The organism is Bauldia sp. (assembly GCA_037200845.1).
GTDB lineage: Bacteria > Pseudomonadota > Alphaproteobacteria > Rhizobiales > Kaistiaceae > DASZQY01.
This window is the reverse complement of sequence record JBBCGQ010000001.1, coordinates 931,479-945,489: the sequence shown is the minus strand read 5'-3', so window position 1 is coordinate 945,489 and position 14,011 is coordinate 931,479. Positions and strand designations below refer to the sequence as shown.

At 68.5% G+C, this 14,011-nt stretch carries 15 protein-coding genes; 8 read left to right on the top strand and 7 right to left on the bottom strand.

Going from position 1 to position 14,011, the window contains the following annotated elements:
* Positions 1 to 18 precede the first annotated feature (18 nt).
* The gene (locus WDM94_04595; protein ID MEJ0011905.1) at positions 19 to 1,023 is read right to left on the bottom strand and encodes a GlxA family transcriptional regulator; all 1,005 of its coding nucleotides are present in this window, start codon (positions 1,021 to 1,023) and stop codon (positions 19 to 21) included.
* Positions 1,024 to 1,142: 119 nt separating this feature from the next.
* On the opposite strand from WDM94_04595, the gene WDM94_04590 reads away from it, so the two are divergent.
* Both WDM94_04590 and WDM94_04585 read left to right on the top strand, forming a co-directional pair.
* The gene (locus WDM94_04590; protein MEJ0011904.1) at positions 1,143 to 1,973 is read left to right on the top strand and encodes an alpha/beta hydrolase; all 831 of its coding nucleotides are present in this window, start codon (positions 1,143 to 1,145) and stop codon (positions 1,971 to 1,973) included.
* A 108-nt stretch (positions 1,974 to 2,081) separates the two neighbouring features.
* Positions 2,082 to 2,891 (top strand): PhnD/SsuA/transferrin family substrate-binding protein, encoded by an 810-nt coding sequence (locus tag WDM94_04585; protein ID MEJ0011903.1) that lies wholly within the window; start codon positions 2,082 to 2,084, stop codon positions 2,889 to 2,891.
* A 4-nt stretch (positions 2,892 to 2,895) separates the two neighbouring features.
* Here WDM94_04585 and WDM94_04580 read toward each other — a convergent pair whose 3' ends face one another.
* Positions 2,896 to 3,825: a fatty acid desaturase gene (locus WDM94_04580; GenBank protein ID MEJ0011902.1), complete on the bottom strand. Its 930-nt coding sequence runs from the start codon at positions 3,823 to 3,825 to the stop codon at positions 2,896 to 2,898.
* A 146-nt stretch (positions 3,826 to 3,971) separates the two neighbouring features.
* Between WDM94_04580 and WDM94_04575 the strand changes: the two genes are divergently transcribed.
* The 6 genes from WDM94_04575 (at position 3,972) to WDM94_04550 (ending at position 9,883) form a co-directional block, all read left to right on the top strand.
* The gene (locus WDM94_04575) at positions 3,972 to 4,889 is read left to right on the top strand and encodes an ABC transporter substrate-binding protein (GenBank protein MEJ0011901.1); all 918 of its coding nucleotides are present in this window, start codon (positions 3,972 to 3,974) and stop codon (positions 4,887 to 4,889) included.
* Positions 4,890 to 4,912: 23 nt separating this feature from the next.
* Positions 4,913 to 6,118 (top strand): ABC transporter permease, encoded by a 1,206-nt coding sequence (locus WDM94_04570; protein ID MEJ0011900.1) that lies wholly within the window; start codon positions 4,913 to 4,915, stop codon positions 6,116 to 6,118.
* Positions 6,115 to 7,047, top strand: coding sequence for an ABC transporter ATP-binding protein (locus WDM94_04565; GenBank protein ID MEJ0011899.1), 933 nt, complete (start codon positions 6,115 to 6,117; stop codon positions 7,045 to 7,047). The genes WDM94_04570 and WDM94_04565 overlap by 4 nt, the downstream gene beginning before the upstream one ends.
* Positions 7,025 to 7,816, top strand: a complete 792-nt coding sequence (locus WDM94_04560; GenBank protein ID MEJ0011898.1) for an ABC transporter permease — start codon at positions 7,025 to 7,027, stop codon at positions 7,814 to 7,816. Before WDM94_04565 ends, WDM94_04560 begins: the two co-directional genes overlap by 23 nt.
* Before the next feature lie 80 nt (positions 7,817 to 7,896).
* Positions 7,897 to 9,342 (top strand): FAD/NAD(P)-binding protein, encoded by a 1,446-nt coding sequence (locus WDM94_04555; protein MEJ0011897.1) that lies wholly within the window; start codon positions 7,897 to 7,899, stop codon positions 9,340 to 9,342.
* A 175-nt stretch (positions 9,343 to 9,517) separates the two neighbouring features.
* Complete coding sequence (locus tag WDM94_04550; protein ID MEJ0011896.1) at positions 9,518 to 9,883, top strand: hypothetical protein; 366 nt, start codon at positions 9,518 to 9,520, stop codon at positions 9,881 to 9,883.
* A 62-nt stretch (positions 9,884 to 9,945) separates the two neighbouring features.
* Here the strand turns inward: WDM94_04550 and WDM94_04545 are convergent, their stop codons facing one another.
* The 5 genes from WDM94_04545 to WDM94_04525 form a co-directional block, all read right to left on the bottom strand.
* Positions 9,946 to 10,575 (bottom strand): XRE family transcriptional regulator, encoded by a 630-nt coding sequence (locus WDM94_04545; protein MEJ0011895.1) that lies wholly within the window; start codon positions 10,573 to 10,575, stop codon positions 9,946 to 9,948.
* Positions 10,575 to 10,742: a hypothetical protein gene (locus tag WDM94_04540; protein ID MEJ0011894.1), complete on the bottom strand. Its 168-nt coding sequence runs from the start codon at positions 10,740 to 10,742 to the stop codon at positions 10,575 to 10,577. Before WDM94_04540 ends, WDM94_04545 begins: the two co-directional genes overlap by 1 nt.
* Positions 10,743 to 10,864: 122 nt before the next feature.
* On the bottom strand, positions 10,865 to 12,040 hold the full coding sequence (locus WDM94_04535; protein MEJ0011893.1) for a PLP-dependent aspartate aminotransferase family protein: 1,176 nt from the start codon (positions 12,038 to 12,040) through the stop codon (positions 10,865 to 10,867).
* Positions 12,037 to 13,452 carry a cystathionine beta-synthase gene (locus WDM94_04530; protein MEJ0011892.1) on the bottom strand — a complete coding sequence of 472 codons (1,416 nt, stop codon included), beginning with the start codon at positions 13,450 to 13,452 and terminating at the stop codon, positions 12,037 to 12,039. Before WDM94_04530 ends, WDM94_04535 begins: the two co-directional genes overlap by 4 nt.
* The gene (locus WDM94_04525; protein ID MEJ0011891.1) at positions 13,449 to 13,889 is read right to left on the bottom strand and encodes a hypothetical protein; all 441 of its coding nucleotides are present in this window, start codon (positions 13,887 to 13,889) and stop codon (positions 13,449 to 13,451) included. The genes WDM94_04530 and WDM94_04525 overlap by 4 nt, the downstream gene beginning before the upstream one ends.
* Positions 13,890 to 14,011 lie beyond the last annotated feature (122 nt).

Below are 14,011 nucleotides of genomic sequence, written 5' to 3'. Positions count from 1 at the left end.
CATCGGATCGTTCCGCGATCAAGCCGGCCGCGCGTCGCGGGCGTCGGCGACGCCGAAGCGCTGGCGGTAGGCGCTCGGCCCCATTCCGGTGATCCGCTGGAAGATTTTCCGGAACGCGGCGGGATCGGAGTATCCCACCTCCCAGGCAATCTGCTCCACCGGCTGATTGGTCGCTTCGAGCGATTCGCGTGCCTTGGCGATGCGCACCTGCTGTGCGTATTCGGTTGGCCGCATGCCGGTTGCCTTGCTGAAGCGGCGCAGGAACGTGCGCTCCTCCAGCCCCGCGATCGCGGTCAGCTCCGCCAGCTCGTGCGCCTGCGCGCCGGTCGCGTGCAGATGATGCTGGGCCCGCAGGATCGCGGCGTCGCCATGATCGAACCGCGGTATGAACTGGCTGTACGGTCGCTGCTCCCTGCCCGGCGGTTCGATGAGCAGGAAGCGCGCGGTGGCGAGCATCGTGCTCGGCCCCATGAATTTTTCCACCAGCGTGAGGCCGAGATCGACCCACGCCAGGATTCCTCCCGCCGTCATGATGTCGCCGTCGTCGATCACCATGCGCTCGACCGCGACGTCGATCTCGGGGAAGCGATCGGCCAGTGCATTGGCGAAGGCCCAGTGCGTCGTGGCGCGGCGTCCGTTGACCAGCCCGGACGCGGCGAGCACGAATGCGCCGGCGCATACCGAGCAGAGCGTCGTACCCTCGGCATGCCGCTCGACGAGCCATGCCGCCGGCACGTGCATCGGGCGCATCTTGTCGGGCATGACAAGGCTCGGCGGCGCGATCGCATGCGTCAACCGGTGCTTCGTGCCCGGATGACTGTCCCAGATGCACTGGATGTCGCCGTCGTCGGCGCCGGCCTGCCAATGACTGACGCGGACCGCGGCACGCACGCCGTCCTTGTCTGACGGCGCCCATTCGCCGGCGATACGGAACAGGTCGGTGAGGCCGTGGACCGCAGCCAGTTGCGCGTCGGGGTAGATCAGCAAGCCGATTTCCGCGACGATTTTCCGATTTCTGGCCATTGTCGGTTCCGCCTCGATAATTGTCGATTCCGCCACCGGCATTCTGCAGCCCGCTGCAGCATCTTGTCCACATCGGGGGGCGGCAAGGGGTTGCCCCAAACGGAACAAGGACGACGGCAATGAGCACGATCACCACCCGCGACGGCACGAAGATTTTCTACAAGGATTGGGGCCCCAAGAACGCGCAGCCCATCGTCTTCCATCACGGCTGGCCGCTGAGCTCCGACGACTGGGACAACCAGATGCTGTTCTTCCTGGCGAAGGGCTATCGCGTGATCGCGCACGACCGCCGCGGACACGGGCGCTCGGACCAGACCGACACCGGCAACGAAATGAACACCTACGCCGCCGACGTCATCGAACTCGCCCGCGCCCTCGATCTCAAGAACGCCGTGCACATCGGCCACTCGACCGGCGGCGGCGAAGTCGCCCGCTATGTCGCGCGCGCCGAGGCGGGCCGGGTCGCGAAGGCGGTGCTCATCGGCGCGGTGCCGCCGATCATGCTGCAGACCGCGGCCAATCCGGAAGGCCTGCCCATGGCGGTGTTCGACAGCTTCCGCGCTGCGCTGGTCGCCAACCGCGCCCAGTTCTTCATCGACGTTCCGGCCGGCCCGTTCTACGGCTTCAACCGCAAGGGCGCGGACGTGAAGCAGGGGCTGGTCGACAACTGGTGGCGGCAGGGCATGACCGGCGGCGCGAAGGCGCAATACGACTGCATCGCCGCGTTCTCCGAGACTGACTTCACCGAAGACCTGAAGGCGATCACGGTTCCGGTCCTGGTGCTGCACAGCACCGACGACCAGATCGTGCCGATCGCGGACTCGGCGCACAAGGCGATCAAGCTGCTCCGCAACGGCACGCTGAAGACCTACGAGGGCCTCTCGCACGGGGTGTTCGCCACCCACCCGGACCTCGTCAACGCCGATCTCCTGGCCTTCATCAAGGGCTGATGCTCGGTGCCGATGCGCTCCCGCCGCCACGCCGGCGGCGGGGCGCCATCGTGTAGACAGCCCCGGCCGGGTGTGGTTCCGGCGCGCGTGCCGTAGTAAGGGCGGGACATGACGCGCCTCGCAGGCTTCGGCATGTACGATTTTCGGGCCACTCACGATGCCCTCGATGCCTTGTGGGACTGGGTTGCGCTCGACCTTGTCGCGCGCGGCATGGCCGATGTGCCGGCGCACCTGGCGCACGACCGGTCGCTTGAGGCGATCTGGCGCGAACCCGACCTGCTGCTCGCGCAGACGTGCGGCTATCCGCTGCGCAAACATCTCGGCGATGCGGTGCGCTACATCGCAACGCCGAGCTACGATGCGCCCGGCTGCGTTGGTCCGATGCATCGCAGCTTCATCGTCGTTGCGGCCGACGCGCCGTACGCTTCACTTGCCGAGTTGCGTGGCGCTCGGGCGGCGGTGAACGGCTACGACAGCAACAGCGGCATGAATCTTTTCCGCGCCGCGCTCGCTCCGATCGCCGGCGGGCGGCCGATGTTCGCCAGCGTCCGCGTCACCGATGCCCATGCCAACAGCCTCGCGGCGATCGCGGAAGGTTCGGCGGACGTCGCCGCCATCGACTGCGTCTCTTTCTGGTTCGTGATGCGCGAACGGCCCCTGCTGGCGGACCGCGTCCGGATACTGGCGGAGACGCCGGTCAGTCCCGGATTGCCGCTCATCACGCGGCGCGGGACCTCCGACCGGGAACTCGCGATGCTGCGCGATGCGCTTGCCGCGGCCGTCGCATCGCCGGCCACCGCCGACGCGCGGAAGATACTGCGGCTGACGGGGTTCACCGTCCTGCCCGACGAAGCCTATGACGTCGTGCTCGCTTATGAAGCCGGGGCGGCCGCGGCCGGCTACCCGGAGCTGGCGTAGGCGCTCACCACTGTTTGCGATCCGGATGCACCGGGTCGTCGTGGGAGCGAAGCAGGAAATTGCGCGCCACGTCGCTGTAGCCCTTGTAGACGAGGCCGCCGTTCCGCGCCGTGATCTCGCTCTGCTCGCGGGCGTAGACGTCGGGCAGATCGTACCAGGGAACGGTCGGCCTGGCGTGATGCAGCGCGTGCAGATTGTTGTTGAGGAACAGCAGGCCGAACGGCCACGACGCCTCCACGACAGCGGTGCGATGCGAAACCTGCGCCGCCCAGCGATGCTCGGCGAACGAGCGCAGCCGCATGAGCGCGGCGCCCGGATAGACGAAAGCGACCAGATAGAGCCACACCGGCATGCCGCAGACGGCGACCAGCCAGATCAGGATCGCGGCGATGCCGACCGCGTGCCGCGCCCAGATGCCGAGATGCCGGCGATCGCCGCCGACGACGGCGCGGAGCTCCGACCCGAGGAATCCGAAAATCATGATCGCCGGGCCGATCAGCAGCCGGCCGACCAGCGTCGTGTTGAGCTTCAGAACGAAGCGCCCGACCGGTCCGATCCGGTTCCACACCGAGGACGTGACGTAGGCCGACTCGGGATCCTCGATCGGATCGGTCAGCCGCTCGTCGTGATGGTGGCGCAGGTGGCTTGCGCGATAGACCTGATACGGCAGCCAGAGCGACAGCGGCGGCCAGCCGACAGCGTCGTTGATCGCCCGCGACCGGGTCGGGTGGCCGTGGATGGTCTCGTGCTGCAGCGACGATTGCCAGGCGGTGAGCCATCCGCCGACCAGCACCAGCAGCGGCCACGGAATGAACCGCCAGGCGAGCGTCACTGCGATCCAGCCGCCATAGATCGTCACGGCGAGCGCGACCGTCGGCGCTTCGACGCGCACGCGGCTGCGGCTGGCGGCTTTGACTTTGACGGCGGTGCTCATGGCACCCTCTTCCTGACGCCTCTGAGGATAGAATATCTCTCTAACTCTACCAAATTGATAGAGATTATCTTCTACGGCAGCCGGGGCGTAGGTACGTTCCCCTCCAAAGCGAAACCCATTCGCTGCATTTCGTTTCAGGAGAGATCATGACCCAGTTCCGGAAGACTTTGCTCGCCGCAGCGTTTGGCCTCGTCGCTCTGGCGGGCACGGCGCATGCCGCCGACGGCATCGTCGTCGCCTCCAAGATCGACACCGAGGGCGCGCTGCTCGGCAACATCATCGTCGACGTGCTTGAGCACGCGAAGCTGCCGGTCGTGAACAAGGTGAGCCTCGGCCCGACCAAGATCGTGCGCGAGGCGCTGACCTCGGGCGCCATCGACATCTATCCGGAGTACACCGGCAACGCCGGCTTCTTCTACAGCGTCGATTCCGACCCGGCGTGGAAGAACCCGGACGCCGCCTACGCCAAGGCGAAGGAACTCGACGCGGCGAACAAGATCGTCTGGCTTGCCCCGGCGCCGGCCAACAACACCTGGGCGATCTCGGTCCGCAAGGATCTCGCCGACGCCAACAAGCTCGTGACGCTGGAAGATTTCGGCAAGTGGGTCGCCGGCGGCGGCAAGGTGAAGCTCGCCGGCTCGGCCGAGTTCGTCGAAAGCCCGGCGGCGCTGCCCGGCTTCCAGGATGCCTACGGGTTCAAGCTTACCGCCGACCAGTTGCTGGTCCTCTCGGGCGGTGACACCTCGGCGACCGAGAAGGCCGCGGCCGAGCAGACTTCCGGCGTCAACGCCGCGATGGCCTACGGCACCGACGGCCAGCTCGCCGCGCTCGGCCTCGTCGTCCTCACCGACACCAAGGGCGTGCAGGCGGTGTACGAGCCGGCGCCAACGGTCCGCGCCGACATCCTCGCCAAGTATCCGCAGATCAAGGATCTGCTCGAGCCGGTGTTCAAGTCGCTGACGCTGGAGACGCTGCAGACGCTCAACGCCAAGATCGCGGTCGACGGCGAGGACGCGAAGAAGGTGGCGACCGACTACCTGACGGAGAAGGGTTTCCTCAACTAGCCGATCGCTGGTAGCGATAGCGCATGACGGATCGGCCGGTCGGCGCAAACAACGGCGGGCAGGAGGAGACGACCGGACGCAAGGTCATCCTCCTGCTGCTTCTCGCGGGCGCGGCCGGTGCGGCCGCGTTCGGCTTTCTCGGCTTCTCGCCGAACCGCATCCTCTCCGCCAAGCCCATCTATCTCTGGCAGGTGACGCCCGGCGTGACCTCGGCGGGCGTTGCGCTCGGCGCGGCGCTCGTCGTCGCCGCGTTGGCGATCAGCTCCAATCGCTGGCGGCAAGTTGCAGTCCTCACCGGCGCGACGCTGGTGTTTGCGTCCGCCGTTGCAGGCGCCGGTGCCGGAGCGACCGCCGCGCTCGCGACGGTCACCAGCACCGCAGCGCGCGTTTCTCTCGGCGGCGCCTTCTGGACCGTCGCGCTGGTCTCGGCGCTGGCGATGACGGAGGCGCTGCGTCGTCTCAATGTGCACCTCGGCCTTCGGTTGGCTTTCGCCGCCATAGTGGCGGTTGCCGTCAGCGCGCTGGCATTCGGCGGCTGGTTCGACAATCTCTCGCTCGCGCGTGAATGGGCCAACCGCCGCGAGGCGTACGGTGCCGCCTTCGGCGAGCACCTGACGCTGGTCGGCACCTCGCTCGGCTTCGCCCTTATCATCGGCGCGCCGATAGGCATCGCCGCCGCCGGCCGGCCGCGCCTGTCACGCCCCATCTTCACCGTCCTCAATCTCGTGCAAACGATCCCGTCGATCGCGCTGTTCGGCCTGCTGATCGGTCCGCTCACGGCGCTCGGCGACGCCCTGCCCTGGCTGCATGACATCGGCCTCAGCGGCATCGGTTTCGTTCCCGCCGTGATCGCGCTCACTCTCTACGGCCTGCTGCCGATCGCGCGCAGCACCGAGGCCGGAATCCTGAGCGTCCCCGATGCGGCCATCGAGACCGCGCGCGGCATGGGCATGACGAAGCTCCAGATCCTGGCGTGGGTGTCCGTGCCGCTCGCCCTGCCCGTGCTGCTCGCCGGCCTGCGGATCGTCACGGTGCAGCTCATCGGCCTCGCCGTGGTCGCCGCGCTGATCGGCGCCGGCGGCTTCGGCGCGTTCGTCTTCCTCGGCCTCGGTCAGACGGCGACCGACCTCGTGCTCCTCGGTGCGCTGTCGGCGATCGCGATCGCCATCGTCGCCGATGGGCTCCTGCGCCTGCTGACCCAGATTTCGTTGCGGGCGACCGCGCCGTGATCGCCTTCGAGCACGTCACCAAGACGTACGGCGGCCGCGCCGCGATGGCGGATGTTTCCATCGACATCGGCGCCGGCGAGTTCTGCGCGCTGCTCGGGCCTTCCGGCGCCGGCAAGTCGACGGCGCTTCGCCTGGTCAACCGGATGATCGATCCGGACTCCGGCGTCGTCCGCGTCGAGGGCGCCGACGTCGCCAATCTCGAGCCGGTCGCGCTCCGCCGGCGGCTCGGCTACGTCATCCAGTCGATCGGACTGTTTCCGCATTGGACCGTCGGCGAGAACGTCGCGACCGTGCCGCGGCTGCTGCACTGGCCGCGCGAGCGCATCGCCGAGCGTGTCGACGAGCTCCTCGTGCTGGTCGGTCTCGATCCGACAATTTTCCGCAATCGGCATCCGAGCCAGTTGTCCGGCGGGCAGCAGCAGCGCGTCGGCGTCGCCCGCGCGCTCGCCGGCGATCCGGACGTGCTGCTGATGGACGAGCCGTTCGGCGCGCTCGATATCGTCACCCGGCAGACGCTGCAGGACGAGATGGCGCGCATCCAGACCGCGACCGGCAAGACGGTGCTCATGGTCACGCACGATGTCGACGAGGCGATCCGCCTGGCCTCGCGCATCGTGATCATGGAAGGCGGCAAGGTCGTGCAGGACGCCGCGCCGAAGGAGATTCTCGCCTCTCCCGCGAATGCGTTTGTCGAGCGCCTCACCGGCGGCGAGGCGGCGAGCTTCCGCCTGCTCCGCATCCGCACGGTGGCGGAGGTTACGGTCCCCGATACATCGCCCGCCGACGACACGATCGAGGCGACCGCGCCGCTCGACGCCGCGCTGGCGCGGATGCTTTCGCGCGGACGCGACGTACTCGCCGTGGTCGATAGCGCCGGAAGGCGGCAGGGCAGCATCAGGCTCGGCGATGTCATCCGTCGCGCACACTGAAGCCGAGGCCGTTGCGCCGGCCGCGTGGCGGCGGAGGCTGGGCACGTTCGTGCCGCTGGTGGTGCTCGTGCTGCTCGCAGTCGGCATGCCGGCGCTGGCGCCGATTTTTCACTGGCTGTTCCCGGCCCTTGAGCGGCCGGTCTACACGCGCGCCAGCTTCGTGACGCTGACGCTCGACCACATCGCCATCGTCGTCGCGGCGAGTATGCCGGTGATCGTCCTCGGCGTCGCGGCGGGGATCGGCGTCACGCGCCAGTCCGGCCGCGAGTTCGCCGGCATCCTCGATACGATCACCGCCATCGGCCAGACCTTTCCGCCGGCGGCGGTGCTCGCCATTGCCGTTCCGCTCGTCGGCTACGGACCGGCGCCAACGCTGATCGCGCTGATCGCGTACGGCATCCTGCCCGTCGTCGACAACACGATTGCCGGCCTGCGCTCCGTGGCGCCCGCGGCGCTCGACGCGGCGGCCGGCATGGGCTTCACCGCGCGCGGGCGCCTGTGGCGGATCGAGCTGCCGCTGGCGGCGCCGGTCATCCTCGCCGGCATCCGCACGTCGGTGATGATCGCCATCGGCACCGCCACCATCGGCTCGACCGTCGGCGCACTGACGCTCGGCTCGCCGATCATCGAGGGCCTCACGGGGTCCAACACCGCCTACGTGCTGCAGGGCGCGCTGCTGGTGGGCGCGCTGGCGATTGCGACCGATCGGGCCTTCGCGGGCCTCGATGTCCGCATGCGCCGGCGTCTGGGGCTCGCGGCGGACGCCTAGAAAAGTCTCGGTTTCCGCGCAGGCTTGCTAATCACGACCGAGTTGCTAGTCTTTTTGCCGGTAAGCGGAGGCGTGTTTCCATGGAAGCAACGTCCCACGATATCGCGATCGTCGGCGCCGGCCTTAGCGGGTCGGCCCTCGCCATCCAGCTTGCGCGCCGGATGCCGAAGGACGCGCGCATCGTGCTCATCGGGCGGCCCGACGAAACCGGCCGCGGCCTCGCCTATCGCGACGGCAACCCCGATCTCCTTCTCAACGTGCCCGCCGAGAGGCTGAGCATCGATCCGGACGATCCCGGCGCCTTCGTGCGCTGGCTGGCGGAGAATTCGGCGCGCCATCCCCCCGGCAGCTTTGCCTGCCGTGCCGACTACGGGCGCTATGTCCACGGCGCGCTCATGGCCGCGATCGCCGCGGCGGCGGGCCGCGTCGAGTTGGTCGAAGGGACGGTGGCGGCGATAACCCCGGCGACGGACGCTTTCGACATCCGGCTGGCGAGCGGCGGGCGCTTCCGCGCGGCCCGTGTCGCGCTCTGCCTCGGCAACCCTCCGCCGCAATTCCGGATCGCCGACCGCGCCATCGAGCCGGCGGCGCACGGCCGCATGATCGCCGACCCGTGGAACGATCCGCGCATGCAGCGGATCGCGGCTGACGATCGCGTGCTCCTCGTCGGCGCCGGGCTGACCATGGTCGACCAGATTCTGACGCTGCGCCGCAACGGCCACGCGGCCGCGATCGTGGCCGTTTCCCGGCACGGGCGCCTGCCGGCCACGCACGCGGCTTCGGCGAGCGCGCCGGTGCGCCTCGAACTCGCCGAGGCGAAGGGGCGACTGCTCGCCGTGTTCCGCATGGTCGCCAAGGCGGCGCGCGCCGCCGAAGCTGCCGGCGAGGATTGGCGCGCGATCATCGACGGACTGCGGCCGGCGACGCAGGAGATCTGGCAGGCATTCACCATCGCCGAGCAGCGGCGGTTCCTGCGTCATGTCGAGTCGTACTGGGCCGTGGTCCGCCACCGCATGGCGCCGGCGATCGCGGACCGGGTGGCGGAGGTCCGGTCCGGCGGCACCGTCGAGGTTGCCGCCGGCCGGGTGGTCGCCGTGCGCGCCGCCGGCGAATTCGTCACCGCCGCGATCCGCGACCGGCGTACGCGCCTTGTCCGCATTCGCCCATTCGAGTGGATCGTGAACTGCACCGGCCCCGGCCGCTTCCCGTCGCTTGCCGCCAACCCGGCCGTCGCCGGCCTGGTCGCGGCCGGCCTCGCCCGCCCCGATCCGCTCGCCGTCGGACTCGACGTGGACGCGGACTGCCGTGTCGTCTCGCGCACCGGCCAGACCTCCACGCGCCTGTTCGCGGTAGGGCCGATCACGGCGGGCCGCTTCTGGGAGTCGACGGCCGTCGCCGAGATCAGGCAACAGGCATCAGCCCTTGCCGCGCGGCTGGCGGGCGGTGCCGATCATCGGGAGATCGCGGCAGCGCCCGTCGCGATTCGGCCGCCCGGCGCCGTCCGCCGGCCCAGTTCGCCGCGCTGAGCCTGGATACCGGCCGAAATTCCAATCCAGTGAACAGAGCCTCCGTTCGGAGCGGAGGAAAGCACCGGATGCGCGCATAACCGCATTGTCCCGTGGATTCCGGCGGCGTACAGGTCCGCCCAACGACGACGCGGACGACCGTGTCGGATCCAAAGCGAGACGGAGCGGACGCGAAATGAACCCCCAGATGCAGATGCCGATGATGAACATGCCGATGGGCGGCATGATGCCCCAGATGATGAACATGCCCCAGATGATGCCGATGATGGGCGGGATGATGCCGCAAGGCATGATGAACGGCATGATGCCGATGAACGGCATGATGAACATGATGGGCGGCATGATGCCGATGCCCATGATGATGTGCAAAATGACCTGCAAGATGACCGCCACCGGCATGGTCTGCGAGATGATGCCGATGGACGACATGTCGAAGGACATGTTCATGGAATACTGCAAGCGCATGATGGCGATGATGCAGGGCGGCATGCCGATGATGATGGCGTGCGGCGGCATGATGATGATGGGAGCGATGGCCTAGGCCACGCTTCTTCGATCGCCGCGAAACGAAAGGCCCCTCTCCGGGGCCTTTTTGTTTTTGGATCAGCCGCCGACCGATTCGACGTAGGTCATGACGAGATAGAGCACCGCCTCGCGGTCGCCGAGGTTGCGGTAGGTGTGCGGCACATCGGCCTCGAAGAGGATCGCGTCGCCCTCGCCGAGCTTGCTCGGCTCTTCCTTGCCCGGCCTGATCTCGACCGAGCCGCTGACCACGATGATGTTCTCCATCGTTCCCGGCGCGTGCGCCTCGGCACTTTCGAGATGCTTCGGCGCGAGGCGCAATTCGTAGAACTCGACCTTGCGCTCGCCGTCGAAGGGGAACAGCGCGCGCGAGGTGAACTTGCCGTCGCTGGAGCCTAGGATCTTCGCCTTGTCGCGGCGGAGCACGACCGTGCCGCGCGTCTCCTGGCTGTCGAGCAGCGTCGCGAACGGCAGGCCGAGCGCGGTCGCGATCTTCCACAACAGGCCGATGGTCGGTGTGCTCTTGCCGTTCTCGATCTGGCCGAGCATGGCGCGGCTGACGCCCGACGCCTTGGCGAGCCGCTCCAGCGAATGACCCTGGCGGGTGCGCAGGCGGCGGAGATTGCGGCCGAGGATCGACGGAAGATCGGTAGCGCCGTCGGATGCCGGGAGACTGTCGGAGGGACCGGCGTCGCCCACGAGCGCCGCCATCAATGCTGGGCGTAGTTGGCGTAGGGCTGGACGAAGACGACCGGGGCGAACCAGACCACGACCCAGGCGACCGGCATTGGCGCCGCATAGGCCTGCGCCGCCTGCAGCGAGCGGCGGCGGTTGCGGTAAGTGTCGAGGTCTACGACGTTGACGGACGCGGTCTGCATTGGACTCACCAGCTCCCCAGCCCTTGCGCCGATAGTAGGAGGCGGCGGCGCGGGCGACAGAACGGCGTTTCTAATTTTCGCCGGTCACGTAGCATTCGCATACCAATCGGTAGGGATTTCGGTCAGCCGGCCAGCGCCTGGTCGAGATCGGCGATCAGGTCGCCGGCGTCCTCGATGCCGGCCGAGATGCGGATCAGCGACGGCGAGATGCCGATCGCCGCGCGCTGCGCTTCCGGGATGCTGCCGTGGGTCATGGTGGCGGGATGCTCGATGAGGCTTTCGACGCCGCCGAGGCTTTCGGCGAGCGCGAATATCTGCACCCGCTCCAGCATCCGCTTGGTGCCGGCGAGGTCGCGGTCGAGCTCGACGGTGACCATGCCGCCGTAGCCGTGCATCTGGCGGCGCGCCAGCGCGTGCTGCGGGTGGCTGGCGAGGCCGGGATAGATGACGCGGCGGACGTCGTTCCGCCGCTCCAGCCACTCGGCGATCGCCTGTCCGTTCTGCGAATGCCGCTCCATACGCAGCGCCAGCGTCTTCAGCCCGCGCAGCGCCAAGAAAGAATCGAACGGGCCAGAGATGCCGCCGATCGCGTTCTGCAGAAAGCGCAGGCGATCCTCGAGGTCGCGGTTTGGCCCCACCACGGCCGTGCCGCCGACCATGTCGGAATGGCCGTTGAGATATTTCGTCGTGGAGTGGACGACGATGTCGATGCCGAGTTCCAGCGGCCGCTGGATGTAGGGGCTGGCGAAGGTGTTGTCGGCGACGGAGATCAGACCGCGGAGGCGCGCCAGCGCGGCGACGGCTTCGAGATCGACGACGCGGAGCAGTGGGTTGGTCGGCGTCTCGACCCACAGCATCCGCGTCTCGGGGCGGATCGCGGCTTCCACCGACGCGAGATCGGTGAAGTCGGCGAAGCTCACCGCCAGGCCGGCCGAGCGTTTGCGCACGCGCTCGAGCAGCCGGAACGTGCCGCCGTAGATGTCGTCGGTGGCGACGATGTGGGCGCCGGTGTCGAGCAGCTCGAAGACGGTGGCGATTGCCGCGAGGCCCGAGGCGAAAGCGAAGCCGGCGCTGCCGCTTTCGAGGTCGGCGATGCAGCGCTCGAAGGCGAAGCGCGTCGGGTTCTGGCTGCGCGCGTACTCGAAGCCCTTGTGCACGCCCGGGCTCTGCTGGGCGTAGGTCGAGGTGGCGTAGATCGGCACCATGACGGCGCCGGTGGTCGGGTCGTGGCTCTGGCCGCCGTGGATGGTGCGGGTATCGAAGGCCAGGCGATTCTTCGACGGCGGCTTGTCGCTCACGGGCCGAGCCGCAGGTGGTTGATGAGATCGATGCGCGTGACCAGGCCGACGAACTCGTCGCCATCGACGACGATCGCCACCTCGTTCTGCTCGAACAGCGGCAGCAGCGCATCGATCCTGGCGCTCGCCTGCACGGTGTGCAGCTTCGTCGTCATGGCGGAGCTGACCGGCGCGGCGAAGCGCTGCTTGCGCTCGCCCTCCGCACCCTCGACGGCGGTGAGAATGTCGCTCTCGTCGAGGATGCCGACCAGGCGCTTGCCGTCGAGCACGGGAAGCTGCGACACGTCGGTGGTGCGCATCCGGCTGTAGGCGGTGAGCAGCGTATCGTCCGGCCCGACGACGACGGCGCCGCCGTCGCGGTAGCTGCGCGTGACGAGGTCGCCGAGGTTGCCCTTGGGCTTGCGCTCGGCGATGCCCTGCTCGATCAGCCAGAAGTCGTTGTAGAACTTGGACAGGTACTTGTTGCCGCTGTCGCAGACCAGCGTCACGACGCGCTTCGGCTTCGTCTGTTCGCGGCAATAGCGCAGCGCCGCGGCAAGCAGCGTGCCCGACGACGAGCCGGCGAGGATGCCCTCGCGGGCGAGCAGCGCGCGGGCGGTCATCAGGCTCTCGCGATCGGGGATCGAGTAGGCCCGCTTGACCAGCGACAGGTCGGCGTTGGGCGGGACGAAATCCTCGCCGATGCCTTCCACTGCCCAGCTTCCCGCCTCGATCAGCACCCCGGTCTCGACGAACGGCGTCAGCACCGAGCCGACCGGATCGGCGAGCACGATCTCGGTCTTCGGCGAGACGCTCCTGAAGAAGCGTCCGAGGCCGGTCAGCGTGCCGCCGGAGCCGACGCCGACGACGACGGCATCGACGTTGTGGCCGAGCTGCTCCCAAATCTCCGGGCCGGTCGTACGCTCGTGCGCCAGCGGGTTGGCGGGATTGGAAAACTGGTTGACGTAGAAGGCGCCCGGCGTCTCCGACGCGATGCGTTGCGCCATGTCCTGATAATACTCGGGGTGGCCCTTGCCGACGTCGGAACGCGTCATGCGCACGTCGGCGCCGAGCGCGCGCAGATGCTGCACCTTCTCGCGCGACATCTTGTCGGGCACGACGAGGACGAGGCGATAGCCGCGCGGCAGGCCGACCTGCGCCAGGCCGAGGCCGGTGTTGCCGGCGGTCGCCTCGACGATGGTGCCGTCGCGGCGCAGGCGTCCGTCCTTCTCGGCCGCCTCGATCATCGACAGCGCGATGCGATCCTTGATCGAGCCGGACGGGTTCTGGCTCTCCAGCTTGACAAACAGCCGGCACGGATCGGCGTTGAATTTCTTCAGCTCGACCATCGGCGTGTGGCCGATGAGATCGACGAGGGTGGACACGGATTCGCGCGGCGCGTCCGTGCCGATGACGCGAGGGACAGCGGTCATGCGCCCGGTTCTATCAAGTCGAGGGCGGCGAGCAAGCGTGCCTGATATGTCACGAAGGCGACGACGCGCGTCAGCGCCGTCACGTCGGCAATGCTGAGGCCGGCGGCCTCCAGCGCGCGGATGTCGGCGCAGCGGATGGCGCGGGCATCGCCGGCGAAACGCTCGACGTAGCGCAGGATCTCGGCCAGACGCCGCGACGGCTCGCCATCTCCGGCAGCCGGCGGACGGTAGGTGTCGGCCAGCGTCTGGTTGCCGTTCAGCATCGCGACGCGGAGCGCGGCGGCGCGGCGCTCGCCGGGCGTCAGGCCACTCGCCTCGTCGCTCACGAAGACTTGCGCCAGCGAAGCAGGATCGTCGCGCCAGCCGGGGATCGGCGGCACGCGCAGCGGCGCGGTCGGCGGGGCGGGATAGGTCGCGGTGCGGGCTTCGCGGCTCATGTGCGAAGCAGAAGGCCGCAGGCGGTCTTTCTCAAGCGAGCTTATTCTACTGTTCCAGTAGGAATTGGAAAAAAGCACGGACGATCCGCCGCCCTGCGCCGCGTTGACGCTTTGCCGCGCGA